Raw genomic sequence first — 21,230 nt, 5'->3', positions numbered from 1 at the left:
CGGGTTCGCCGAGACGTCGAACCCGCTGTCACACTGGCTCGCGAAGATGCTGGCGCCAGTGCCAGGCCTAAGAAAGCATCAGCGCCGCCACACCTCACCTCGTTCGCTGACCACCCAAGGCCTGTCAGCCGCATCCACCAACACCCCGCCAACCCAACGCGGCGCAGGGTTGCAATCAAGCCAGTGCACCTTGCCGGCAAGCACCTGTTCGGCAAGCGGCGTCAACCGCAGCAACCGCTGAGCCCAGGCGTTCCCCGGGCCCTCCTGCAGCAACGGTTGCGGCCCATGAATCAAGGGCTGCAGCAACACATGGAACATCATGTCACCCAGGTAAGGCAGGGGCTCATCCTGCATCATCAACTGGCCAAACACGCGCCCGGCCGCCAGCTCGCCGCGTGACGCCAGTACGCGCAGCAGCAGGCGTTCGGTAAGGCTCAAGCCATCATTTGCCCCCGGCAACTCCTGAAGCTGGCGCGCCAATGCACGGCCCAGCAACGGCAAGGCCTCGTGCTGGCGGCCAGCCAGGTTCGCCCAAGCCTGCGGATCCGTTGCGGTGTAGGCCGCCCATGCCTGGCGCGCAAGGGCCAGTGCATCCTCACCCAGTGTGCGACGTTGTGGCCACAGCCAGGCCAACAGATCGGGTGCCAGTTGCCCGATGCCGATGAAGCGCTCGATACCGGGCACCTGGTCAATTTCGATCAGCTCCAGCCGACGCGGCAAGGCGGGCAGGCTGGCCAGTACGCGAACCAGGAACAGTTGGTCGTAAGCGTCGGCCTCGCACCACAGCACAATCTGGCTGTCGGGGTTCAGCTGGGCCAATGCGCTGCGCTGTGCCGCCTGACGCTGTTCAAGGTCCGGGGTGCTTAGCTTGAACGCCTGTTGTACGTAGGCACTGCGAACCTGCCAGTACTGGTCTTCGGGCAGTGCTGGCACAGGCCCCATGACCATGGGGTCGTCGAACATCTGGAAGGCGCCGGTAAACCCGGCGGTGCGCAAGCTGTGGGCGATGTCGTTACCGCAGCGCCAATGCTGCACGGCGGCCTCGTCATCGGCGCAAAAATCGGGGTGGCGTGCGGCGAAAGCCACGGCATCGGCATGGGCCTTGAGCTTTGGCCAGCTGGCAAAGCCAGCCTCGCGGGCCACCAGCCATTGGGTGTCGGCAAGCCTGTAGTCGGGGCCGGGCAGGCCAAGCGTGCGCAATTGCTCGCGGGCGTCGTCGGCTTGGTGGTTTTTCAGTGCGCTCAGCAAGCGCTTGGCGCGTTTGCGCAAGGCAGGCAGGTCGAGCAGGCCGTGGTGGCGGGAAGCATTGATGGCGGGCATGCCAACTCCTTTGGGGCTCGGTCCGCCGACAAGCCGGGAGCTGGTATGGAAATGTGATGACACAAGGCTCGGGCAACCCCTTCGCGCGGACCGCAGGCGCAGCCGGCGCCCAGGCCCCGACTTTAACGGTGCAGGGCACCCGCTTGCAAACGATAGTTTTCCTGTACGGTGCCATGCGCTTTATAGTGGCGGGCTCTATTCGGTTGAAGTCAAAGGAATGCCAACCATGCGCCTACGTACGCTGCTTGCGGCAATCGGCACCAGCCTGTCGCTGACCTCGGCACTGGCCGCACCCAGCCAGCCAGCGTCCCCTACGGATAAACGTATTTCGGTAACGGTCGAGGGGGCCGGGCCAGACGTCATCCTGATCCCCGGGCTGGCCTCATCCCGTGAGGTCTGGGCAGGGCTCGCCAGCGCCCTGCGCCAACAGCACCGCCTGCACCTGGTGCAGGTTGCTGGCTTTGCCGGTTCGCCTGCCGTGGCTGCGGGGGATGGCCGCGTGGCCGCACCAGTGGCCGAGGCGGTCGCAGACTATATCCGCAGCCAGCACCTTGCAGCGCCGGCCATCATTGGCCACTCGCTGGGCGGCGAGGTTGCGTTGATGCTCGGGGCGCGCTTTCCCGAACAGGTAGGGCGGCTGATGGTGGTGGACGCGATGCCGTTCTACACCTTGCTGATCGACCCCACTGCCACCGCCGAAGCGGCCGTGCCGCAGGCTGCGGCCTTGCGCGATGCGACGCTGGCGGCCACGGCGGAGCAGGCCGAAGCCATGCAGCGCAGCGCCATCGCCCGGTTGGTCAAGACCGAGGCGGCCAGGCCGGCACTGGCCGAAACGGCGCTGCGCTCGGACCGCAACACGGTAGCCAACGCCACCTATGAGCTGATGACCACCGACCTGCGCCCGGAACTCGCCCGCATTCGGGCACCATTGGAGGTTGTGTATGCCTATGACACGCAGTTCGGCATTCCGGTTGAGTGGGTTGATGGCACTTTCCGCAACGCCTACGCCAGCGCGCCGGGTGCCAGCTTCAAGCGTATCGATGGCAGCTTCCACTTCGTCATGCTGGACCAGCCGCAGGCATTCGCAACGGCAGTCATCGACTTCCTTGGCCGATGAGGTGGCCCGCCCGGCGCTGTTGGCCGGGAGGGTGATGCCTTCAATGCGCTGCCGTTGGCAACATCTGTTCGGTTACCGCCCATAACCACCTCCTGGCGCCTCAAGCCTGCGCCGGCACCTCCGATAGCTGCACACCCACCGTCGAATCAGCGACCGGAAGTGGTGCCAACAAGGAGTACTGCCTGCATGCTTGCCAACCTGAAGATACGTACCGGAATGTTCTGGGTGCTGTCATTGTTCAGCCTGACCTTGCTGTTTTCCACCGTCAGTGCCTGGTGGGCAGCCGTGGGCAGCGACCAGCAGATCACCGAACTGGACCAGACTGCGCACCAGTCGGACCGGTTGAACAACGCGCTGCTGATGGCGATACGCGCCAGCGCCAACGTGTCGTCGGGCTTTATCGAACAGTTGGGCGGCCATGACGAGAGCGCTGGCAAGCGCATGGCCTTGTCGATTGAGTTGAACGACAAGAGCCAGAAGCTGGTAGACGCATTTGTCGAAAACGCCCGCGAACCCGCCCAGCATGCACTGGCCACCGAACTGCAGGCCACCTTTGCCGAGTACGCCAAGGCAGTTGCCGGGCAGCGTGAGGCGACCCGCCAGCGTTCGCTGGAGCAGTACTTCAAGGTCAACGCCGACGCCGGCAACGCCATGGGGCGGTTGCAGGCGCTGCGCCAGCAACTGGTCGGCGCCTTGAGTGACCGCGGCCAGCAGATCATGCTGGAGTCCGACCGTCGCCTGGCCCGCGCCCAATTGCTGAGCCTTGGGCTGCTGGGCGTTACATTGTTGCTGGCGGTGTTGTGCTGGGCGTTCATTGCCCAGCGGGTGCTGCACCCGTTGCGCGAAGCCGGTCGGCACTTCCAGCGCATTGCCGGGGGTGACCTGAGCGTGCCGGTACAAGGGCAGGGCACCAACGAAATCGGCCAACTGTTCCACGAACTGCAGCGCATGCAGCAGAGCCAGCGCGACACCCTGGGGCAGATCAGTCACTGTGCCGGGCAGCTGGACGCCGCCGCCACGGCGTTGAACGCGGTTACCGAACAAAGCGCCAACAACCTGCGCCAGCAGGGCCAGGAGCTGGAGCAGGCTGCCACCGCTGTTACAGAAATGACCACGGCCGTGGAAGAAGTTGCGCGCAACGCCATTACCACCTCGCAAACCACCAGTGAGTCCAACCAGTTGGCCGCGCAAAGCCGCCGGCAGGTCAGCGACAACATCGACGGTACCGAGGCCATGACCCGCGAGATCCAGACCAGCAGCGCGCACCTGGAGCAACTGGTTGGGCAAGTGCGAGACATCGGCAAGGTGCTGGAAGTGATCCGCTCGGTGTCCGAACAAACCAACCTGCTGGCGCTCAATGCCGCCATCGAAGCGGCCCGCGCGGGTGAGGCCGGCCGCGGTTTTGCGGTGGTGGCGGACGAGGTACGCACGCTGGCCTACCGTACGCAGCAGTCGACCCAGGAAATCGAACAGATGATCGGCCGTGTGCAGGCTGGCACCGAAGCGGCGGTGGCCTCGATGCAGGCCAGCACCAACCGCGCCCAGTCGACGCTGGACGTGACCCTGGCCTCGGGGCAGGTGCTGGAAGGTATCTACAGTGCGATTGGCGAAATCAACGAGCGCAACCTGGTAATCGCCAGTGCGGCCGAAGAGCAGGCCCAGGTGGCGCGGGAGGTGGACCGCAACCTGCTGAACATCCGTGAGCTGTCGGACCAGTCGGCGGCGGGGGCACAACAGACCAGCGAGGCGAGCAAGGCAATGGCGGGGTTGGTAGGGGAGATGACGGCGCTGGTGGCGCGGTTCAGGGTCTGAGCCGCAAGGCATGCACTGGGCGTGTAGGAGCGGCCTTGTGTCGCGAAAGGGCCGCAGCGCGGCCCCGGCAACATATGCGGCGACGCTAAGATTGCGGGGGCGCTTCGCACCCCTTTCGCGACACAAGGCCGCTCCTACAGGTATTACACCGCCTTTAGGTGGTCAACCTCAGCCCGGCTGCGCCGCCAGGCTATTGCTCACATTACGCCCCAACACCAGCACCGTGACAAACCCACAGCCCACCAGCGCCGTGGCCAGGCTCAACAGCACGGCCGTGCCCATATGGTCGACCACCTGCCCGCCGAAGAACGAACCCACGGCGATGATCACCTGGAACAAGGCCACGAACAGCGGCATGCCACGTTCCACATCCTTGGGCGCCACGACGAACATCCAGATGTTGGCGCAAGCCGGGAACGCACCAAAGGCGAAGCCCCACAGCGCGATCAGCATCGCCGCGCCAGTCATGCTGGTGGCGAAGTGCGGGAACAGGGCGGTGCTCACGGCAATCATGAACGCGACCAGCATCAAGGTGTGCCGCACGCTGCGGTTGGCCGCAAAGCCGGCGAAGATGTTACCCATGAAGCCTGCCACGCCATACAGCAACAGCAACGAACCAATGGTAGGCCCGTCAAACCCGGCATTCTGCTTGAAGAACGGCGCCACATAGGTATACGCGGCAAAGTGCGCCAGGCCGATCAGCAACACGGCAATCAAACCTACCCGTGCTTGCGGGTTGATGAACAGGGCTGGCAGGTCGCTGATGCGAATGGCCTTTTCCGGCATCAGCCGTGGCAGCAGGAACACCTGTGCCAGCAGCACCGGCACGCCCACCAGTGCGGTAACCAGGAAGGTCATGCGCCAGCCCATCAGGCCACTCAGCCAGGTGCCCACAGGCACGCCCACCACGGTCGCCAGGGTTACCCCAGCCATGATGATCGAGTTGGCCTTGGCCACGCCCATGCCATCAGGTGCCAGGCGGCCGCTGAGTGCGATGGCTGTGGCCCAGAAGCCGCCGATGCTCACACCCAGCAGCACACGGCCGACCAGCAGCAGGTTGAAGTCGCCGGCATAGGCGACGATGGCGTTGGCGATGATCATGATCAGCGTCAGGCCGATCAGCAGGTAGCGCCGGTCCAGTGCACCGACGCCCACGGAAATGATCGGCGCGGCCAGCGCGGCCATGATGCCGGGCAGGGTTACCATCAGGCCGGCCAGGCCGGCACTGATGCCCAGGTCACTGGCCACGTCGTTGAGTACGCCCACCGGCAGGAACTCGCTGGTGACCAGGGCAAAGGCGCCGACGGCGACCGAGAGAATCGCCAGCCACTGCTGGGTGATGCTCTGTTGATTGTGTTCGGGAACGGCCCGAGGGGCCTGGCTGGCACTTGGCATGGTGTCGGATTCCAAGAAGGGATGTCGCCTGTAGCAGGCGCAAGAGGGGGGATTTCGCGGCGATTATAGGGGGCACGCCTGCCAGGCCGACAGGCGGCTGGGGTGATAGTAATCATTAGTGCAATCGATGAAACGCCTTGCGCAGAGCGGCCGCTATCGGCGGCGCCCCAACAGCGCCGCCCCTGCGCAGGCCATGGCAATGGCGGCAATGCCCAGCCATTGGATCAGCGTCAGCACTTCGTTGAGGATCAGCCAGCCGGCGATTGCCCCTGCTGCCGGCGAAGCGCTGAGCAGCACGCCAAAAATGCTTGGCGGCAGGTGGCGCATGGCGTACATATCGAGCAAAAACGGCACTGTACTGGAAAGCAGGGCGACGCCCAACCCTACCATGAGCACCCACGGGGCCAACAGCTCAACCCCGGCGTGGTTGACGCCCAGCGGTACCCCCAGCAGCGCCGCGAACAACATGCCGGTGGCGACAGACTGCTTGCCGTGCACCGCGACTTTGCTGCCCAGCACCACATACAGCCCCCACGCCAAGGCGGCAGCGAGCGAGTACATGACGCCACGCGAGTCCAGGCCCTGGCTGTCCGCTCCCCAAGGCAGCAAGGTAAGCCCGGCGCCCGACAAGGCGATCCACAGCAAGTCGATCCGCCGCCGCGAAGACAGCAAGGCCGCCCCAAGCGGGCCGATGACTTCGATGGAAACCGCGATGCCCACCGGGATGTAAAGGAAGGCGCGATAAATCAGGATGTTCATCAGGCCCATCATCAGGCCATAGCCCAGCAGGTGCAGCATGTTGGCCTGGCGCCAGATGCGCCAGGGGCGCAGAAGCGCCAGCAGGATCAGCGCCGACAGGCCCAGCCGCAAGGCGACCACGCCCTCGGGCCCAACCAGTGGAAACAGGGTCTTGGCCAAGGCCGCCCCGGTCTGCACCGAGACCAGTGCCACGATGGCAGCACCGACCGGGGCGAAGGTTCCAGCATTTTTTGCGTCCACGCGTGGCTCCAGCAACATTCGAGGCGCCATTTTAGTGCTCGGCCTGCGAAGCAATTGCTGTGAAAATAGGCCCCTGATGAGTGAACTGCTTTCTTTGGAACCCAAACATGAGTGACTGCACCAACCGTCCGCTGGACAGTTTCGATCACGCGATCCTGCGTTTGCTGCAGCAAGACAACAAGACTTCGCAGCGCGCCATTGCCGAGGATATCGGCCTGTCCACGCCCGCCGTGCAGCGGCGGGTTGCGCAGATGGAGGCCAGTGGGGTGATTGCAGCCAACACCTCGGTGATTGCCCCGGAAAGCGTTGGCCAGATGATTACCGCCATCGTCGAGTCGCGCCTGCGCGACGACCGTTCGCTGGTGATGGACCGGGCCAAGCGCTATTTCGCCAGTGTGGCGGAGATACAGCAGTGCTACTTCGTCAACGGCGGCGTGTCATTCATCATCGTCATGCTGGCGCGTGACGTGGCGCATTTCGAAAAGCTGGTGCGGCTGCACTTTGCCGACAACGAAGACATCCTGACCTACCGCACGCTGATTGTGCTGGACAAGGTCAAGGTGGGGTTGGGTGTTCCAGTCTAGCGGCTTGTAGTCGAGGCACGACCCCGCCCAGCACCATCTGGGTGACTGTCCTGGTAGCCAGGTCGTAGTCCGACTTGTCAGGTGCGGGTAGGCCCCTGACCTGCGCCATCTGCCAGGCCAGGTTGCTGTAGGTGCGGGTTGCCGACCAGATGAAGATCATCAGGTGTTCAGGATCACAGGGCGCCAGCCGGCCAAGCTCGATCCAGTGGCGCAGCCAGGCCACGTTGCGCCGGGCCTCTTCCTGCAGCATGTGCTTGCCCGCCTCGGGCAGGCGTTTGCCCCCTGACAGCAACTCCTGGCTGAACACGGTGGCAGCGAACGGGTGTTCGCGAATGATGCGGATGCGCGCCTTGATATAGGCCTGCAGGCCCAGCACCGGGTCGTCGCTGTGGCGCAGCGCTGCCGAGGCCTTCAGCAACGGCTCGAGAAAGCTCATCAGCACCTGGACGTAAAGGTTTTCCTTGCTCTGGAAGTAGTAATAGAGATTGGCCTTGGGCAAACCGGCGCGTTCGGCAATGTCGTGCGAATGGGTGGCGGTGAAACCGCTCACGGAAAACGCTTCGCTGGCAGCCCTCAGGATCAGCTTGAGGTTCTTGCGTCGTATGCCGGGGTTGCCAAGCGACTGGTCAAGCGCGCCGTGTGGGGCAGCACCTTGGTCGTTGGCAGCATTCGGCGTATTGGTTTGAGCGTACATCAAGGCGTCATCTGGGCTTTCGGGTTTCGATGTATAAAAAAGTATATAGCGAGTGTCATGCTTTTAGCGAGGCGTTGCAAGGCAGCGCTCTCCACGAGGTGAAAGTGCTTCGGCAATGGCTGAAATGTGGCGAGGGAGGCAGCAGGGGCCTCAATGAAGCCCCACCAGCCTGATCAGGCAGGTAACAGCAGGCGCAGCAGGCCGGTGATGACAACCGCAAACAGCACCACCGGCAGGATGGCGTAACGGGTCGCGGCGTATACGGTCAGGCCCAGCGCAATCAGGTCGGCCGGCTGCCCGGTCACGAACTTGGGCGCGATAACTGCAATCAGCACGCAGCCGGGCGCGGCGTTCAGCACCTGGGTCAGCTGCGGCCCCAGGGTGCGCTTGCGCAGCAGGACAAAGCCCAGCGCCCGGGTCAGGTAGGTGACCACGGCCATACCGATGATGGTGGTCAGCGTCGCGACGTCGATCATGGCTTGGCCCACAGGTAGGCGGTCACCAGGCCGGCCACGGTGCCTGCAAGCACGTACCAGCCACCGGGGATCAGCAGGTAGAACAGCGCTGCGGTGAACAGGCTGAACAACCACGGCAGGGCGGCATGCACACCTTTCCACATGCCCTTGAGCAGCACCAGGAAGACGGCGGCGAAGGCCATGTCGAAGCCATAGCTGCGCAGGTCGCCGAGCAGCGGCCCGGCTTGCGCGCCAAGGCTGGTGAAGGTGACCCACGTGGCCCAAAGGCACAATGACACACCCATGAAATAGCGCAGGCTGAAACCACCGCGCTCGCGTGCATCGGCCAGGCCCATGGCCCAGCTCTCGTCGCACATGAAGAACAGCGCCCCCAGTGCCTTGGGTAGTGGCAGGTGCCGCAGGTGCGGCGCCAGGGTGGCGCCCATCAGCAGGTGGCGGCTGTTGACCAGCAGGGTCATGGCGACGATCACCAGGATCGCCGGCGGTGAGGTCCACAGTTCGATGGCGGCGAACTCCGAGCCACCCCCGAAGTTGAGCCCGGTCATCAGCGCCACCTCGCCAGCTGAAAGCTGGTGCTGGGACGCCTGCGCGCCGAGTACCAGGGCGAAGGGAACGAAGCCCAGCAGCACTGGCAAGGCGGCGATGGCGCCACGGCGCAATTCGCTTGGCGGTGTTGTGGCGGGGGGATCGCTCAGTACAGGTTCAAGGGTATTCATGGTTTCCTCCGGTGAAGGAAAATTATTCCAATGAATCGCTGGAATTGGCTTGCGTAGTTGCAAAGGAGCACAGAGGATTTGGCATATGCTGCTGCTAATTTCGAAAAGGATCTAAACCAATGCCAATCAAGATCGATGCCATCGATCGCCGTATCCTGCGGGCGCTGCAGCGTGATGGCCGGTTGCAGAACCAGGAATTGGCCAGGCAGGTGGGGTTGTCTGCCTCGCCGTGCCTGCGTCGGGTGCGGTTATTGGAGGAGGCGGGGGTGATCGAGCGCTACGTGGCATTGCTCGACCCGGCCAAGGTGGCGCTGGGGTTGACCCTGTTCGTGCGGGTGTGGCTCAAGCGTCAGGATCAGGATACGACTGATGAGTTCGTCGAGGCCGTGCGCCTGTTGCCAGAGGTGGTGGAGTGCCATGTGATGGCGGGCGATTGTGATTTGATGCTGCGGGTGGTTGCGGCGGACCTGGAGGCCTATCGCCGCTTCCAGGTGAAGCACCTGACCAGTTTGAGCGTGGTGCAGAACGTGAAGACCGAAGTGCCGATGGAGAAGATCAAACTGACCACCGAACTGCCGGTTTAACCACGGCATGCCCCCAGCGTTATGAACGGGATTGTTCAAAAGTCTCAAAGCTTGCGCAATCCCTGTGGGAGCGGGCGAGCCCGCGAAGAATGCAACGCAGTGCATGGCACCGGCTTTGCCGGTGTTCGCGGGCAAGCCCGCTCCCACAGGTTCCCCGCTAAATCAGTAAGTTATGTGCAACTCCATGAGCGCGGCCTGGTGTCGCGATGGGCAAATTCATAACGGATTGTGATCCCAAGCATCATGACAATATATTTATCCTTATCAATCCCAGGCCCTAGCATCTGAACCCCGCCAACGCCCATCACCATGAGGTCTTGATGAACAGTTCGCTCTTCGTATCCCAACGCACCGCCGCCTTGTTGTTGCAGCATTGGCGCAGTGGTGAACTGCTGACGGAACTGCCCGCCAGCCTCAAGCCCGAGACCTTGAAGCAAGGCTACGACAGCCAGGACCAGCTGTTTGCTGCCGCGGCGGGCCAGCGTTGCGGGTGGAAGCTTGGGGTCGGCAGCCCGGCTGGCATGCGTGCGGCCAATCTGTCCCGGCCGCTGATCGGCCAGCTGGAAGAAAAGCGCTGCCACGCAGACGGCGTGCATATCCAGCTGCCGGCTGTGACGCCAGTGACCATCGAATGCGAAGTTGCCTTCGTTCTGGACCGTGATATCCCCCCGCAAACCGGGCGCGCGCCGGTCAGCGAAGATATCCGCGCCACCTGCGTCACCTTCGAAGTGGTGCGCTCGCGTTTTGTCGACCGCAAGGCTGTCGGCTGGCCGAGCTTTGTCGCCGACAACGTTGGCTTCGAGGCACTGGTAATCAGCGATAGCCTGGGCGCAGGCATCGACGTGGCGCTACTGGCGGACCTCGCCGAAACCGCCGAGGTGTATGTAGACGGCGAATTGCGGGCGGGTGGTTTGTCCGGTGATGCAGCGACCGACCCGCTGGTGTCGCTGGCCCACCTGTATGCGCACGCCGCCGAGCGCGGGCACACACTGAAAGCAGGTGATGTGGTCACCACTGGGGCCATGTGCCAGCCATTCGACCTGAGCCAGACAGGGCATCAGGTCAATGCCAGGTTCATTGGCCGGGCGCTGTCGTTCACGCTGTAACGATCGACCACTGTTCGAACGCTGTCTGCATTCTCTGCCGTGTTTGCGCGTCGGCGGGGATCAAGTGTTCGATGCGCAGTGACTGCACGGTTATGTCCTGCGGCATGCCGAAGGTGGTAAATGTGGACAGGAATCTCAGTTCGCCATAGGGCGTTCGCACACGCGTCAGCAGCACGGGTGTGGCCGCGGCAGCATCAAGTTGGCTGCCCGGGGCCGGCAAGCCTCGCAGGCGCTCTGCCAGCGCCGGGTTGCCGGCGGCCTCCCGGGACGCACGTTGCCAGGCCGCGGCGCGGATTTCTGGCGCGTTGGCCAGGTGGTCACCCAGCCCACCGGGGCACAGCAGTGTCTGCAGCAGATTGAGGCCGGTCGCCGGCTGTGCGGTAACGCCGGCCATCGCCAGCAGCAGCCCGGTGCTGGTATTGGCGGCGATCACATCCCAGTTGCTGTCGATGACGATCGCCGGTGCGGGGTTGTTCACCTGCAGGATGTGTTCGATAGCAGTATTGACCAATGCCAGTTCCGGCGCATCGAGCGGCGAGGCAGCGTAGCGGGGTGCGTAGCCGGCGGCGACGAATACTTCGTTGCAGTGCTCCAGCGGCGTACCTAGCGCCGACAACAGGGCATGCAAAGTGCTCGGGCTGGCCCTGGCCCGCCCGGTTTCCACACAGCTCAGATGACGCTGCGACAGCCCGGCCAGCAACGCCAGGTCCAGCTGGCTGAGGTTGGCCTGCCGGCGCAGGTGACGCAGATGCTGGCCAGCCGCAGTGTGCGGGGCAGGGGTATTTCGATGGAACAGATGCTCGTTCATGCGTTGCCCTTATCGTCCTTGAGTGCAATGTCCATGACCTCACGGGTCATTGAGCGCAGGCAACCCTATCACTACTGTGGCGGCAAACCCTACCAAGGAGCGTGACATGGGCTTGCGTATCTGCGCACTGGCGTTGCTGGTGCTGTTTTCGCTGTATACCGGCTGGACGATGCTGATTGCCGAGCAATCGCTGCTGGCGTTCGGCCTGGCGCTGTTGTCGCGGCCGGATACTGCCCAGGTGGTGATTGACCTGTACCTGATGGCGGGGCTGGCATGCTGCTGGATGGTGCGGGACAACCGCCTGCGGGGCAACGCCGTGGTCTCGGTGTTGCCATACCTGCTGCTGACCGCGGTATTCGTTTCGCTGGGGCCGTTGTCGTACCTGGTGACCAGAGGAGTTGCCGAGGGGCGACAGCCATAGTGAATGCTGCTCTACGGCGTCGGGGTTATTTACCTGGGTTTTCGCACCCCCATTGCAGCGAATCTTTGCACCTGACCCAAAATATTGCATGAGTCATCTTGATGCTTTCACATAGCGGTACTAATACTTAAGCACTGCCGAAGAGGGATGATCATGCAGACGCGCTTCGTTGTGGTGCCCGCAGTGCCAATCCAGAAAGAGGTTTACCCACGGCGGCTCGGTTTCCCCGCCGCATTGGGGGAGGGCTATGACCTTTACGACACTCAGGAAAAGCTGCGTCTGAGCCTGAATTTTTCCACCCGTGCCCAAGCCGAATTCGAATGTGCGAGCCGCAACCGCTGCGGTGATGCCGGTGATGCGGATTTTGTCGGCATGGGTTGATTGCATCTAGTAGCCAAGGCATCAGGCGACATAGCGGCGGTAATAGTCCAGCGTGGCCAGGTTTTTGTCCTTGGCCTCGAACATGATGTCGAACCGCTCGAGAAACTGCAGGGCGTAGCGGTTGGTCCAGTCGTTCCACATCTGCGCGCTGTGCGCATACAGGTCGCGCTTGTTTACCTTTACCAGCAGTGTCGGCAGGGTCAGCTTGGTCTCGGCAGTAAAACCGAGTGCCTGCAGATGCTCGGGTGGCTGCGAATAATGCATGACCGGCCGTACACCTCGCCAACTGTCGATGATGCGTTCGATGCGCGGGTCGTGCGGGGTGATGTAGTCGCCTTCGTGGATCCAGCAATGGTGAATGTCCAGCACCACGGGTGCGAGATCGGCCACCGCCAGGCAGTCATCGACACCGTAGGTTTTTTCATCGTTCTCGAAGGTAATCACGTTACGCGCCACCTGCGACAGCCGTGGCCACACCTGGCGGATGCCCGCCGTACCCAGGCGTCCGGCAATGTGCACGTTGCACTTGAAATCCTGGAAGGTCTGGCCAAAACCCATCATACGGATCATGTCGGCGTGGTATTCGAACTCGGCCAGGCTGTGCTCCACGACCTCGGCACGGTCCGAGCCGAGCACGCAATATTGGCCCGGGTGGAAGGACAGGCGAATGTTCTGCTCGCGGGCCAGCTGGCCGATGGCGGCGAACCGTTCGGCCATCAGTGCCTGGAAGGCTGGCTCACGGTATAGCGGGGCAACGCCGGGGTGGCTGTAGAGCGGCAGCAGGTCGCTGCTCAGGCGCAGCATGTGCAGTGTTGGTGGCAGTTCGCTGACGTAACCCAGAAGGCGTAGCTGGGCATCGAGGTTGTGCTGCACCAGTTCGAGCAGCTTGGTCCGTGCGGCCGTCTGACTGGCGCCGGATAGCCAGCGCAAGGTGGTGGTGCGTGGGTTGAAGGTGCGCTCGATGGCTTCCAGCGCCTTGATCGACAGGCTGCGGTGCGGGTGGCGGTACATGCAAGCGAAGCCCAGGCGCGGCATTGGCAGTCTCCGGATAGTGGGTGTGGATGGCACCGGCTTTGCCGGTGTTCGCGGGCTCGCCCGCTCCCACGGGGATCTCACAGGCGCTGAAGATGCGTTGGCGAGCACCTGCCAACCCTGAAGCCAGAAATCGTAGAATCTCCCAGGGCGTCATCAACCGTGCTTGCTCAGGGCCTCTACCAGCTCGGCCTTGGTCATGCTGGAGCGGCCTTTGATGTCTTTACTGCGCGCTTCCTTCATGAGGCTTACCTTGGTCTGGCTTTGCAAAGAACTGTCCGAGGTCCGCGCATTACCCTGGCGTGACTTCGCCGCCCGCTTGGCCGAGTCTGATCGCGCTGTTTTCTTCTCGCTGGTACTGGTCGTTCTGCCCGATCCGCCCTGTTTCTCGCCGCCGCCGGACTGCTTGTTGACGGTGGCCCAGGCGCGCGCCTCGGCTTCGTCTTTCGACACGCCCTTGTGCTCGTAGCTTTCTTCGATGTGCTCGGCCTTGCGCTTTTGCTTGTCGGTGTATTTGTCCTTGTCGCCGCGTGGCATGGTGTCTACTCCTGCAGGGTTGCCTGAGCGGTTGAAACCTGCACACCGACGAAGTGCCGGAAAATGGATGAGCGGCCGTCATTCAATCGACACATAGTCGCGTTAGCGTTGAGACAGGAGCCGTTCCAGGGCTCCGGCCCAGCCAGTCGAACCGGGATGACGCATGAAGGCAATGGACAGCGCTACAGCCAGGCGCAAAGGTATCAAGCTGCGGGCCACGGTGATCTACCGCAAGGACGGCCAGGTACTGTTCGTGCGCAAGCGCAACGCCAAGTGGAACCTGCCCGGTGGCCGGGTCGAGCCCGACGAGACGCCGCTGCAGGCTGCGCGGCGCGAGATGGCCGAAGAAACCGGCCTGGCCTTCGATGAGCTGCGCTTTGTCAGTGAGTATCGGGAAGACCGTGTCATTCACTACCTGTTCGAGGCGCGCAAGGCGGCGGACAAACCACGGCCGTTGAACGAAATAGACGCCTGCCGCTGGATCAAGCCGCGGCAGGTGGCCAAGCGCCGGGTCAGGCGGCCGATCAAGACCTTGCTCAGGCGTTGTGCTTGATACAGTAACTTTTCCGGTTGTGCCGGGGATCTGGGGCTGCTGCGCAGCCCATCGCCGGCAAGCCAGCTCCCACACCGACCGCATGAGCCTCGATGCCCGAAGAGACTACCTCAAGCTGACGCGGGGTCTGTGGGAGCTGGCTTGCCGGCGATGGGCCGCAAAGCGGCCCTGATACGCCGCGCTAACAGGTCTTAGTAAACCTGCGGCACAATGATGTCCATCGGTGTCGGGTTGCGAATATAGTCTTCCTTCCTGAGCCGCTGCGGCAGCTCGATCGTCGGCACTTGCACTTCTTCATAGGGCATTTGCCCCAGCAGGTGATGGATGCAGTTGAGTCGGGCCTTCTTCTTGTCGTCGGCCTGCACCACCCACCAGGGCGCTTCGGCAATGTGGGTGCGCTCAAGCATGATTTCCTTGGCCTTGGTGTAGGCCTCCCAGCGCCGGTGCGACTCCAGGTCCATGGGGCTGAGTTTCCATTGCTTGAGCGGGTCGTGGATACGGCTGAGAAAGCGCAGGTGCTGCTCCTGGTCGGAGATCGAGAACCAGTACTTGATCAGCTGGATCCCCGAGCGGGCCAGCATGCGTTCGAACTCCGGCACGGTGCGGAAGAATTCCTCGTACTGGTCGCCATTGCAAAAGCCCATGACCTTTTCCACGCCGGCACGGTTGTACCAGCTACGGTCAAACAGCACGATTTCGCCGGCTGCGGGCAAATGTGAAACGTAACGCTGGAAGTACCACTGGGTGCGCTCGCGGTCGTTCGGGGCGGGCAGGGCGGCCACCCGGCAGACCCGTGGGTTGAGGCGCTGGGTAATGCGCTTGATCACGCCGCCTTTGCCGGCAGCATCGCGGCCTTCGAACAGGATCACCACTTTGTGCCCGGTCTTGACCACCCAGCTTTGCAGCTTCACCAGTTCGCCCTGCAGGCGGAACAGCTCGCGAAAATACGTCCTGCGCGCTGCTTTTTCGCTGCCGTCCTCGACATGTTCATCGAACAGCGCATTCAGGTCGTGGCCGTCTTCGGCCAGTTCCAGTTCAAGCTCTTCATCGCTGTGATCAAGCAGCTCGCGGTGAATGCGCCTCATCAGGTTGTGTTCGGTCGGGGACATGGCAAGCGCTCGTGCGGGGGAGGGATGGCAAAGTGATAATCGCCTTCGGTTACCAAGGCATGACATCAACCTGCCGTCATGGCACAGGCAAAAAGCTCTACCTCGGGGCCCGCCACTCAACCGTCACAAAGCTGTAACACAGAAGATGCAAAGTGTGCCGGCCATCACACGGAGCGCTTTTAGATGATACGCCTGATGAAGTCTGCTGCACTCGCTGTTGCCGTCTCCCTTTGCGCCACTGGTGCAGCATTTGCCGCAGAAAACGTTCGCCTGACCGGTTCCGGCGCGAGCTTCCCTGCACCCATCTACCTGACCTGGTTCAAGGACTTCAGCAAGAACACTGCTGGCGTCACCGTTGACTACCAGTCCAAGGGTAGCGGCGCAGGCGTTCAGGACTTCCTGAACAAGACCGTCGACTTCGCCGCCAGTGACTCGGGCATGAGCGATGCAGACATTGCCAAGGTTGGCGAAGGCGTACAGCTGCTGCCAATGACCGCTGGCGAAATCGTCCTGGCCTACAACCTGCCAGGCAACCCGAAAGGGCTGAAACTGCCTCGCGATGTGTACTCCAACATCTTCCTGGGCAAGATCACCAAGTGGAACGACCCGAAGATCGTTGCTGCCAACCCGGAGCTGAAGCTGCCTGACCTGCCGATCACCGTGGTCGTGCGTGCCGACTCCAGCGGTACCAACGCCGTTTACACCAAGCACCTGTCGGCCATCAACGCCGATTTCAAGAAAGAGCTGGGTGAAGGCAACACCGTCAACTGGCCGGCCACCGACAAGTTCATCAAGTCGCCGAAGAACGACGGCGTAACCGCCACCGTTCGTCAGACCCCAGGCGCCATCGGTTACATCGAGTACGGTTTCGCCAAGCTGGCCAAGGTCGACTTCGCCCAACTGGAAAACAAAGCCGGCCAATACGTCGTGCCAAACGCCGAGAGCGGTGCCGAGGCACTGGCTGCGGTGAAAATGCCTGAAAACCTGATCGCGACCCTGCCGGACCCGGAAGGCGCCAAGTCCTACCCGATCACTTCCTACACCTGGATGATCTTCCGCAAGGACAACGGCAACCCGGAAAAGGCGAAGGCCATGCGTGAAATGGTCGAGTACGGTCTGACCGAAGGCCAGAAGATCGCCGACTCGATGGGTTACATCCCGCTGCCACCGTCGGTTGTCGACCAGGTGCGTAAAGCGTCTGCCAACATCCAGTAAAACCCAGGCGCTCCCGGTATCGGCATGAAGCCATGCCGGGGGTGTTTGTCCCTTGTCCCGGAACTCGCCAATGAACACACCTTTTGCCATACCGGATAACCCCGATTCCGCGTGCCAGCCACCGTCTACGAAAGACTTCCTGGTCGATCGCACCTTCCGTGCGCTTGCACGTATTGGTGTGGTGCTGGTGCTGGCGCTGGTCTTCGCGCTGGTCTACGAAGTGGGCCGCAAGGCACTGCCCGGCATTGAAAAGCACGGTTTCGACGTGCTGTTCGGCAGCGTCTGGGATGTCAACCAGGGTAAGTACGGCATTCTGCCAGCGATCTGGGGCACGCTTTATAGCGCCTTCATTGCACTGTTGATCGCCGGTTTCTTCGGCGTCAGCATGGCCATTTTCCTCACTCAGGATTTCCTTCCGGCCAAGCTTGCCGCGGTGTTTCGCACCATCGTCGAGCTGCTCGCCGCCATCCCCAGCGTGGTCTACGGCCTGTGGGGCATCTATGTGGTCATCCCGGCGATACGCCCGCTGACCACCTGGTTGAACAGCGAGCTGGGCTGGATCCCGTTTTTCGGCACCTCCCTCAGCGGGCCGGGCCTGCTGCCCGCGGCACTGGTCCTGGCGATCATGATTCTGCCGACCATTGCTGCGGTGTCCCAGGACGCGCTGACCAGCGTGCCGATGAAAACCAAGCAGGCTGCCTACGGCATGGGTACCACCCACTGGGAAGCCATCCTCAAGGTGATGGTGCCATCCGCCGCTACCGGCATCTTTGGTTCGCTGGTACTGGGCCTGGGTCGCGCACTCGGCGAGACCATGGCGCTGGCCATGCTGGTCGGCAACGCCAACACGCTGTCGCTTTCCCTGTTCGCCCCGGCCAACACCCTGGCGGCGCTGCTGGCGCTGAACTTCCCGGAAGCCGGCCCGAACGAGATTGAAGTGCTGATGTATGCGGCACTGGTGCTGATGTTCATCACCCTGCTGGTGAACGTACTCGGTTCGATGATCATGCTCTACGCCCAGCGAGGTAACAAATAATGACTGACCTCAGCACCCCAACAACCGCTTTGCCCAGCCTGCAGCGCAAGCTGGAAGGCCGCGCCTTGCGCAGCCTGATCCTGACCACCGTGGCCTGGGTGGCCGCACTGGTGGCCAGTGTGCCGCTGATTTCCGTGCTGTACATGCTGGTTACCCGCGGTGGCGCACGCCTTAACCTGGAAGTGTTCACCGAGCTGCCGCCTACCGGCTTCGAGATGGGCGGCGGTTTCGGCAACGCCATGGCCGGTACCTTCGTCATGGTCGGTATCGCGGCAGCCATCGCGGTGCCGGTCGGTATCCTGGCAGCGGTGTTCCTGGCCGAACTCGGCCCGGACAGCAAGCTGGCCAACGCCGCACGCTTTGCCGCCAAGATGCTCACGGGCCTGCCGTCGATCCTGGCCGGTGTATTTGCCTACGCCCTGGTGGTAATGACCACCGGTACTTACTCGGCGCCAGCCGGTGGTGTGGCCCTGGCGGTACTGATGCTGCCAATCGTGGTGCTGACCGCCGAAGAGTCGATGAAGATGGTGCCCAAGATCATGAAGGATGCCGCCTACGGCATGGGTTGCACCCGTGCGCAGGTGATCTGCAAGATCGTCCTGCCCACCGGCCTGCCCGCCATCCTGACCGGCGTCATGCTGGCCGTGGCCCGCGCCGCTGGCGAAACCGCACCGCTGCTGTTTACCGCGTTGTTCAGCAACTACTGGATCTATCACGACGGCAGCCTGGCCGTCATGAACCCCACGGCGTCGCTTGCCGTACTGATTTACAACTTCTCCGGCATGCCGTTCGACAATCAGCTGGAGCTCGCCTGGGCGGCCTCGCTGGTACTGGTGATGATCGTGCTGGTAATCAACATTCTTAGCCGTGTATTCGGCAAACCCAAGTATTGAGAAAGGGAGCATCCAAACTTGAACGTATCCACAGCGCAAAAGGCCGCTCCCATGGTCAACGAAGCCCCAATAGTCATGGACTGCAAGCTGGACAAGATCTTCTACGGCAATTTCATGGCCGTACGTGACAGCCATGTCCCTATCCGCAAGAACGAGATCACCGGTTTCATCGGGCCATCCGGCTGCGGCAAAAGTACCGTGCTGCGTAGCCTGAACCGCATGAACGACCTGGTTAAAGGCTTCGGCTTCGAAGGGCATGTGCACTTCCTGGGCCAGGATGTCTACGGCAAGGGCGTCGACCCGGTAGTGGTGCGCCGCTATATCGGCATGGTGTTCCAGCAGCCCAACCCGTTCTCGATGAGCATCTTCGACAACGTCGCCTTCGGCCTGCGCCTGAACCGCTACAAGGGCGACCTGGGTGACCGCGTGAAGCACGCCTTGCAGGGCGCCGCCCTGTGGGACGAAGTGAAGGACAAGCTCAAGGTCAGCGGCCTGTCGCTGTCCGGCGGCCAGCAGCAGCGCCTGTGCATCGCACGCGCCATTGCTACCGAACCGGAAGTGCTGTTGCTGGACGAGCCGTGCTCGGCACTCGACCCGATCGCCACCCGCCGCGTGGAAGAGCTGATGGTCGAGCTGAAGAAGGACTACACCATCGCCCTGGTGACACACAACATGCAGCAGGCGATTCGTGTGGCTGACACCACGGCGTTCTTCTCGGTGGATATTTCCCAGGGCACTCGCACCGGTTACCTGGTCGAGATGGGCCCGACCGCGCAGATCTTCCAGAATCCGCGCGAACAACTGACCAGTGACTACATCAGCGGCAAGTTCAGCTGAGTCACGCACAGCCAAGGTGGCCGGGTGTTGCAACCAGGGAGGTTGCAGCACCCGGCCGCGTTACCTTCCGTTAAAGTGTTACCCGGGATTTCCAATGCAAGCGATGCGTCGTCTAGATCTGTCAGCGGTAGAGCGTGCACTGCGCGAGGTGCAGGGTCGTTTTGCCCAACTGAGCCAGCACTTCACCGAACCGCGGGACCCGTTTACCGACGAGGTGCTGCTGAATGTGCTTGAAGGGTATGCGCTGATTGACGACTATGTCGCTCGCGGTATCGACCTGTTCGACCTGCAACAGCTGAACCTGATGCTGGAAATCAATGCCACCGTGCTGTGCGGTAGCGACCCGGCCCGCCGTCTGGAGTTTGCCCCGCACCTGGCAGCAACCGAGGCACACTTTTTCAACAACGTCGAAGGTGGCATCAAGGATTTGTACAACTGGTACTGCTCGTACCGCAGCGATTCCATCTGGAAGCGGGCAGCCGGTGTGTATGTACGAATCCTCAGCAAGCCGCAGCTGTTCATCGAAGGCAACAACCGCACAGGGTCGCTCATTGTCAGCTATTTGCTGATGCGTGCCGGGCTGCCGCCATTCGTGCTGTCGCTGGATAACGCCGAGGGTTACTTCAACCCGTCCTCGGTTATACGCAACTCCGCCAAACACGGTGTCAAGGCTTTGTACGAACTACCCAAGATCAAGAAAAAGTACGCCGCTTTCCTTGAAGCGAAGGCGCCTGAGCCCGGCAAGTTCTTCCTGCCGGGCACGCACGTGCCCGCCTGTGAGGGGAGCCGCTGATGCAACAGGTATCCATGCTGGAGCGCGGGCGGCAGGCCATCGGGCGCAAGCTCAAGCGCGGCCAGGTACGCATTTCGTTCGATATCGACGACACGCTGGCCTGCCAACCCGAGCACGCTGCCGCCGAGGACAGCAAGTTGCCGGGCTTCGTCCATCGCTGGCTGGGCGAGCCGCTGCGCAGTGGCACCCGCGAACTGATCCGTGACCTGCGCCGCCAGGGTTGCAGCATCTGGATCTACACCTCTTCCGGGCGCACCCCGGCCTACATTCGCCGCTGGCTGATGCTCTATGGCATTCATGTCGACGGTGTGGTCAACAGTGACCGGCACCAGCACATCCTCGCCCAGAATGGGCTGGAGAATTCGCCGTCCAAGCTGCCATCGGCGTTCGATATCGATTTGCATGTGGATGATTCCGAAGGCGTGCGCCTGGAAGGCGTCGACCACGGTTTCCGCGTGGTGGTGGTGTGCCCGAAGGATGAAAACTGGGCGCAGAAGGTGAAGGCTGCGGCGGTCGACGTGCAGGCGCGGCTGGCCTGGCAGCAACCGCATCGGTATGAAATGCCCGCGTGCCAGCGTTCGCAGGCACTGGCTTCCTAGAACGTTTGCAGGTGCTGCGACGCGTTACTGGTAGGAGCGGCCTTGTGTCGCGAAAGGGCTGCGCAGCAGCCCCAACAATATTTGCATCACCGCTGAAATCCTGGGGCTGCTGCGCAGCCCTTTCGCGACACAAGGCCGCTCCTACAATGACCTGCGCTAGACGATCAGGCAGTTTCTGGCTTGTTCCGGTGTATTGGTACTCTTCTACACACC

Annotated in this window: 24 protein-coding genes; 14 read left to right on the top strand and 10 right to left on the bottom strand. The window is 62.4% G+C overall.

All coding sequences use genetic code 11. The annotated features are described in order from the left end of the window. Positions 1 to 78 precede the first annotated feature (78 nt). Positions 79 to 1,320 carry a DUF1835 domain-containing protein gene (locus ACIQUI_RS05510; protein ID WP_403195683.1) on the bottom strand — a complete coding sequence of 414 codons (1,242 nt, stop codon included), beginning with the start codon at positions 1,318 to 1,320 and terminating at the stop codon, positions 79 to 81. Positions 1,321 to 1,546: 226 nt separating this feature from the next. Here ACIQUI_RS05510 and ACIQUI_RS05505 point away from each other — a divergent pair, with 226 nt between their 5' ends. Both ACIQUI_RS05505 and ACIQUI_RS05500 read left to right on the top strand, forming a co-directional pair. Continuing rightward, positions 1,547 to 2,437 (top strand): alpha/beta fold hydrolase, encoded by an 891-nt coding sequence (locus ACIQUI_RS05505; RefSeq protein ID WP_403195682.1) that lies wholly within the window; start codon positions 1,547 to 1,549, stop codon positions 2,435 to 2,437. A 186-nt stretch (positions 2,438 to 2,623) separates the two neighbouring features. Then, positions 2,624 to 4,249, top strand: a complete 1,626-nt coding sequence (locus tag ACIQUI_RS05500) for a methyl-accepting chemotaxis protein (RefSeq protein WP_403195679.1) — start codon at positions 2,624 to 2,626, stop codon at positions 4,247 to 4,249. A gap of 168 nt (positions 4,250 to 4,417) precedes the next feature. Here ACIQUI_RS05500 and ACIQUI_RS05495 read toward each other — a convergent pair whose 3' ends face one another. Both ACIQUI_RS05495 and ACIQUI_RS05490 read right to left on the bottom strand, forming a co-directional pair. Further along, positions 4,418 to 5,644: an MFS transporter gene (locus ACIQUI_RS05495; protein WP_403195677.1), complete on the bottom strand. Its 1,227-nt coding sequence runs from the start codon at positions 5,642 to 5,644 to the stop codon at positions 4,418 to 4,420. Between the two features lie 153 nt (positions 5,645 to 5,797). Beyond that, on the bottom strand, positions 5,798 to 6,643 hold the full coding sequence (locus ACIQUI_RS05490; protein ID WP_403195674.1) for an EamA family transporter: 846 nt from the start codon (positions 6,641 to 6,643) through the stop codon (positions 5,798 to 5,800). Between the two features lie 107 nt (positions 6,644 to 6,750). On the opposite strand from ACIQUI_RS05490, the gene ACIQUI_RS05485 reads away from it, so the two are divergent. Next, complete coding sequence (locus ACIQUI_RS05485) at positions 6,751 to 7,227, top strand: Lrp/AsnC family transcriptional regulator (protein ID WP_403195671.1); 477 nt, start codon at positions 6,751 to 6,753, stop codon at positions 7,225 to 7,227. Here the strand turns inward: ACIQUI_RS05485 and ACIQUI_RS05480 are convergent. The 3 genes from ACIQUI_RS05480 to ACIQUI_RS05470 form a co-directional block, all read right to left on the bottom strand. Next, positions 7,199 to 7,921: a TetR/AcrR family transcriptional regulator gene (locus ACIQUI_RS05480; RefSeq protein ID WP_403195668.1), complete on the bottom strand. Its 723-nt coding sequence runs from the start codon at positions 7,919 to 7,921 to the stop codon at positions 7,199 to 7,201. The two genes, ACIQUI_RS05485 and ACIQUI_RS05480, sit on opposite strands and share 29 nt — an antisense overlap. Before the next feature lie 173 nt (positions 7,922 to 8,094). Continuing rightward, positions 8,095 to 8,397, bottom strand: a complete 303-nt coding sequence (locus ACIQUI_RS05475) for an AzlD family protein (RefSeq protein WP_403195665.1) — start codon at positions 8,395 to 8,397, stop codon at positions 8,095 to 8,097. After that, on the bottom strand, positions 8,394 to 9,113 hold the full coding sequence (locus tag ACIQUI_RS05470) for an AzlC family ABC transporter permease (protein ID WP_403195662.1): 720 nt from the start codon (positions 9,111 to 9,113) through the stop codon (positions 8,394 to 8,396). Before ACIQUI_RS05470 ends, ACIQUI_RS05475 begins: the two co-directional genes overlap by 4 nt. A gap of 119 nt (positions 9,114 to 9,232) precedes the next feature. Between ACIQUI_RS05470 and ACIQUI_RS05465 the strand changes: the two genes are divergently transcribed. Together ACIQUI_RS05465 and ACIQUI_RS05460 are read left to right on the top strand one after the other, a co-directional pair. After that, positions 9,233 to 9,697: an Lrp/AsnC family transcriptional regulator gene (locus ACIQUI_RS05465; RefSeq protein WP_403195660.1), complete on the top strand. Its 465-nt coding sequence runs from the start codon at positions 9,233 to 9,235 to the stop codon at positions 9,695 to 9,697. 320 nt (positions 9,698 to 10,017) lie between these two features. After that, on the top strand, positions 10,018 to 10,803 hold the full coding sequence (locus ACIQUI_RS05460; RefSeq protein WP_403195657.1) for a 2-keto-4-pentenoate hydratase: 786 nt from the start codon (positions 10,018 to 10,020) through the stop codon (positions 10,801 to 10,803). Here the strand turns inward: ACIQUI_RS05460 and ACIQUI_RS05455 are convergent. Then, entirely contained in the window at positions 10,793 to 11,611 is an 819-nt protein-coding gene (locus ACIQUI_RS05455) for a helix-turn-helix domain-containing protein (RefSeq protein ID WP_403195655.1), read from the bottom strand. The two genes, ACIQUI_RS05460 and ACIQUI_RS05455, sit on opposite strands and share 11 nt — an antisense overlap. Positions 11,612 to 11,717: 106 nt before the next feature. Between ACIQUI_RS05455 and ACIQUI_RS05450 the strand changes: the two genes are divergently transcribed. Both ACIQUI_RS05450 and ACIQUI_RS05445 read left to right on the top strand, forming a co-directional pair. Beyond that, positions 11,718 to 12,032 (top strand): DUF2834 domain-containing protein, encoded by a 315-nt coding sequence (locus tag ACIQUI_RS05450; protein WP_403195652.1) that lies wholly within the window; start codon positions 11,718 to 11,720, stop codon positions 12,030 to 12,032. A 147-nt stretch (positions 12,033 to 12,179) separates the two neighbouring features. Further along, positions 12,180 to 12,413 carry a hypothetical protein gene (locus ACIQUI_RS05445; protein ID WP_403195651.1) on the top strand — a complete coding sequence of 78 codons (234 nt, stop codon included), beginning with the start codon at positions 12,180 to 12,182 and terminating at the stop codon, positions 12,411 to 12,413. A gap of 21 nt (positions 12,414 to 12,434) precedes the next feature. On the opposite strand, the gene uvsE is transcribed toward ACIQUI_RS05445, so the two are convergent. Together uvsE and ACIQUI_RS05435 are read right to left on the bottom strand one after the other, a co-directional pair. After that, entirely contained in the window at positions 12,435 to 13,448 is a 1,014-nt protein-coding gene (gene uvsE / locus ACIQUI_RS05440; protein ID WP_403195648.1) for a UV DNA damage repair endonuclease UvsE, read from the bottom strand. 153 nt (positions 13,449 to 13,601) lie between these two features. After that, positions 13,602 to 13,982: a termination factor Rho gene (locus ACIQUI_RS05435; RefSeq protein ID WP_403195645.1), complete on the bottom strand. Its 381-nt coding sequence runs from the start codon at positions 13,980 to 13,982 to the stop codon at positions 13,602 to 13,604. 163 nt (positions 13,983 to 14,145) lie between these two features. Between ACIQUI_RS05435 and ACIQUI_RS05430 the strand changes: the two genes are divergently transcribed. Further along, complete coding sequence (locus ACIQUI_RS05430) at positions 14,146 to 14,535, top strand: NUDIX hydrolase (RefSeq protein ID WP_403195642.1); 390 nt, start codon at positions 14,146 to 14,148, stop codon at positions 14,533 to 14,535. Positions 14,536 to 14,726: 191 nt separating this feature from the next. Here ACIQUI_RS05430 and ppk2 read toward each other — a convergent pair whose 3' ends face one another. Next, positions 14,727 to 15,644 (bottom strand): polyphosphate kinase 2, encoded by a 918-nt coding sequence (ppk2, locus tag ACIQUI_RS05425; protein WP_403195639.1) that lies wholly within the window; start codon positions 15,642 to 15,644, stop codon positions 14,727 to 14,729. 183 nt (positions 15,645 to 15,827) lie between these two features. Here ppk2 and pstS point away from each other — a divergent pair, with 183 nt between their 5' ends. From pstS to ACIQUI_RS05395, 6 genes are all read left to right on the top strand, one after another. Beyond that, complete coding sequence (gene pstS / locus ACIQUI_RS05420) at positions 15,828 to 16,859, top strand: phosphate ABC transporter substrate-binding protein PstS (RefSeq protein ID WP_201207019.1); 1,032 nt, start codon at positions 15,828 to 15,830, stop codon at positions 16,857 to 16,859. Positions 16,860 to 16,929: 70 nt separating this feature from the next. Beyond that, the gene (pstC, locus tag ACIQUI_RS05415; RefSeq protein ID WP_403195636.1) at positions 16,930 to 17,895 is read left to right on the top strand and encodes a phosphate ABC transporter permease subunit PstC; all 966 of its coding nucleotides are present in this window, start codon (positions 16,930 to 16,932) and stop codon (positions 17,893 to 17,895) included. Continuing rightward, on the top strand, positions 17,895 to 18,788 hold the full coding sequence (pstA, locus tag ACIQUI_RS05410; protein ID WP_403195634.1) for a phosphate ABC transporter permease PstA: 894 nt from the start codon (positions 17,895 to 17,897) through the stop codon (positions 18,786 to 18,788). The genes pstC and pstA overlap by 1 nt, the downstream gene beginning before the upstream one ends. Positions 18,789 to 18,839: 51 nt before the next feature. Then, positions 18,840 to 19,625 carry a phosphate ABC transporter ATP-binding protein PstB gene (pstB, locus tag ACIQUI_RS05405; RefSeq protein ID WP_403195725.1) on the top strand — a complete coding sequence of 262 codons (786 nt, stop codon included), beginning with the start codon at positions 18,840 to 18,842 and terminating at the stop codon, positions 19,623 to 19,625. A gap of 94 nt (positions 19,626 to 19,719) precedes the next feature. Next, on the top strand, positions 19,720 to 20,418 hold the full coding sequence (locus ACIQUI_RS05400) for a hypothetical protein (RefSeq protein WP_403195633.1): 699 nt from the start codon (positions 19,720 to 19,722) through the stop codon (positions 20,416 to 20,418). Next, positions 20,418 to 21,017 carry a hypothetical protein gene (locus ACIQUI_RS05395; RefSeq protein ID WP_403195632.1) on the top strand — a complete coding sequence of 200 codons (600 nt, stop codon included), beginning with the start codon at positions 20,418 to 20,420 and terminating at the stop codon, positions 21,015 to 21,017. The genes ACIQUI_RS05400 and ACIQUI_RS05395 overlap by 1 nt, the downstream gene beginning before the upstream one ends. Positions 21,018 to 21,230: the final 213 nt, after the last annotated feature.

It is taken from the genome of Pseudomonas sp. NPDC090592 (assembly GCF_044769185.1).
GTDB lineage: Bacteria > Pseudomonadota > Gammaproteobacteria > Pseudomonadales > Pseudomonadaceae > Aquipseudomonas.
This window is presented reverse-complemented; position numbering and strand designations above follow the sequence as displayed.

Bases quoted from the DNA above. Each gene is read 5' to 3' on its own strand.
- ACIQUI_RS05510 (WP_403195683.1), bottom strand. From the start codon at position 1,320: ATGCCCGCCATCAATGCTTCCCGCCACCACGGCCTGCTCGACCTGCCT.
- ACIQUI_RS05505 (WP_403195682.1), top strand. From the start codon at position 1,547: ATGCGCCTACGTACGCTGCTTGCGGCAATCGGCACCAGCCTGTCGCTG.
- ACIQUI_RS05500 (WP_403195679.1), top strand. From the start codon at position 2,624: ATGCTTGCCAACCTGAAGATACGTACCGGAATGTTCTGGGTGCTGTCA.
- ACIQUI_RS05495 (WP_403195677.1), bottom strand. From the start codon at position 5,644: ATGCCAAGTGCCAGCCAGGCCCCTCGGGCCGTTCCCGAACACAATCAA.
- ACIQUI_RS05485 (WP_403195671.1), top strand. From the start codon at position 6,751: ATGAGTGACTGCACCAACCGTCCGCTGGACAGTTTCGATCACGCGATC.
- ACIQUI_RS05480 (WP_403195668.1), bottom strand. From the start codon at position 7,921: ATGTACGCTCAAACCAATACGCCGAATGCTGCCAACGACCAAGGTGCT.
- ACIQUI_RS05475 (WP_403195665.1), bottom strand. From the start codon at position 8,397: ATGATCGACGTCGCGACGCTGACCACCATCATCGGTATGGCCGTGGTC.
- ACIQUI_RS05470 (WP_403195662.1), bottom strand. From the start codon at position 9,113: ATGAATACCCTTGAACCTGTACTGAGCGATCCCCCCGCCACAACACCG.
- ACIQUI_RS05465 (WP_403195660.1), top strand. From the start codon at position 9,233: ATGCCAATCAAGATCGATGCCATCGATCGCCGTATCCTGCGGGCGCTG.
- ACIQUI_RS05460 (WP_403195657.1), top strand. From the start codon at position 10,018: ATGAACAGTTCGCTCTTCGTATCCCAACGCACCGCCGCCTTGTTGTTG.
- ACIQUI_RS05455 (WP_403195655.1), bottom strand. From the start codon at position 11,611: ATGAACGAGCATCTGTTCCATCGAAATACCCCTGCCCCGCACACTGCG.
- ACIQUI_RS05450 (WP_403195652.1), top strand. From the start codon at position 11,718: ATGGGCTTGCGTATCTGCGCACTGGCGTTGCTGGTGCTGTTTTCGCTG.
- ACIQUI_RS05445 (WP_403195651.1), top strand. From the start codon at position 12,180: ATGATCATGCAGACGCGCTTCGTTGTGGTGCCCGCAGTGCCAATCCAG.
- uvsE (WP_403195648.1), bottom strand. From the start codon at position 13,448: ATGCCGCGCCTGGGCTTCGCTTGCATGTACCGCCACCCGCACCGCAGC.
- ACIQUI_RS05435 (WP_403195645.1), bottom strand. From the start codon at position 13,982: ATGCCACGCGGCGACAAGGACAAATACACCGACAAGCAAAAGCGCAAG.
- ACIQUI_RS05430 (WP_403195642.1), top strand. From the start codon at position 14,146: ATGAAGGCAATGGACAGCGCTACAGCCAGGCGCAAAGGTATCAAGCTG.
- ppk2 (WP_403195639.1), bottom strand. From the start codon at position 15,644: ATGTCCCCGACCGAACACAACCTGATGAGGCGCATTCACCGCGAGCTG.
- pstS (WP_201207019.1), top strand. From the start codon at position 15,828: ATGATACGCCTGATGAAGTCTGCTGCACTCGCTGTTGCCGTCTCCCTT.
- pstC (WP_403195636.1), top strand. From the start codon at position 16,930: ATGAACACACCTTTTGCCATACCGGATAACCCCGATTCCGCGTGCCAG.
- pstA (WP_403195634.1), top strand. From the start codon at position 17,895: ATGACTGACCTCAGCACCCCAACAACCGCTTTGCCCAGCCTGCAGCGC.
- pstB (WP_403195725.1), top strand. From the start codon at position 18,840: ATGGTCAACGAAGCCCCAATAGTCATGGACTGCAAGCTGGACAAGATC.
- ACIQUI_RS05400 (WP_403195633.1), top strand. From the start codon at position 19,720: ATGCAAGCGATGCGTCGTCTAGATCTGTCAGCGGTAGAGCGTGCACTG.
- ACIQUI_RS05395 (WP_403195632.1), top strand. From the start codon at position 20,418: ATGCAACAGGTATCCATGCTGGAGCGCGGGCGGCAGGCCATCGGGCGC.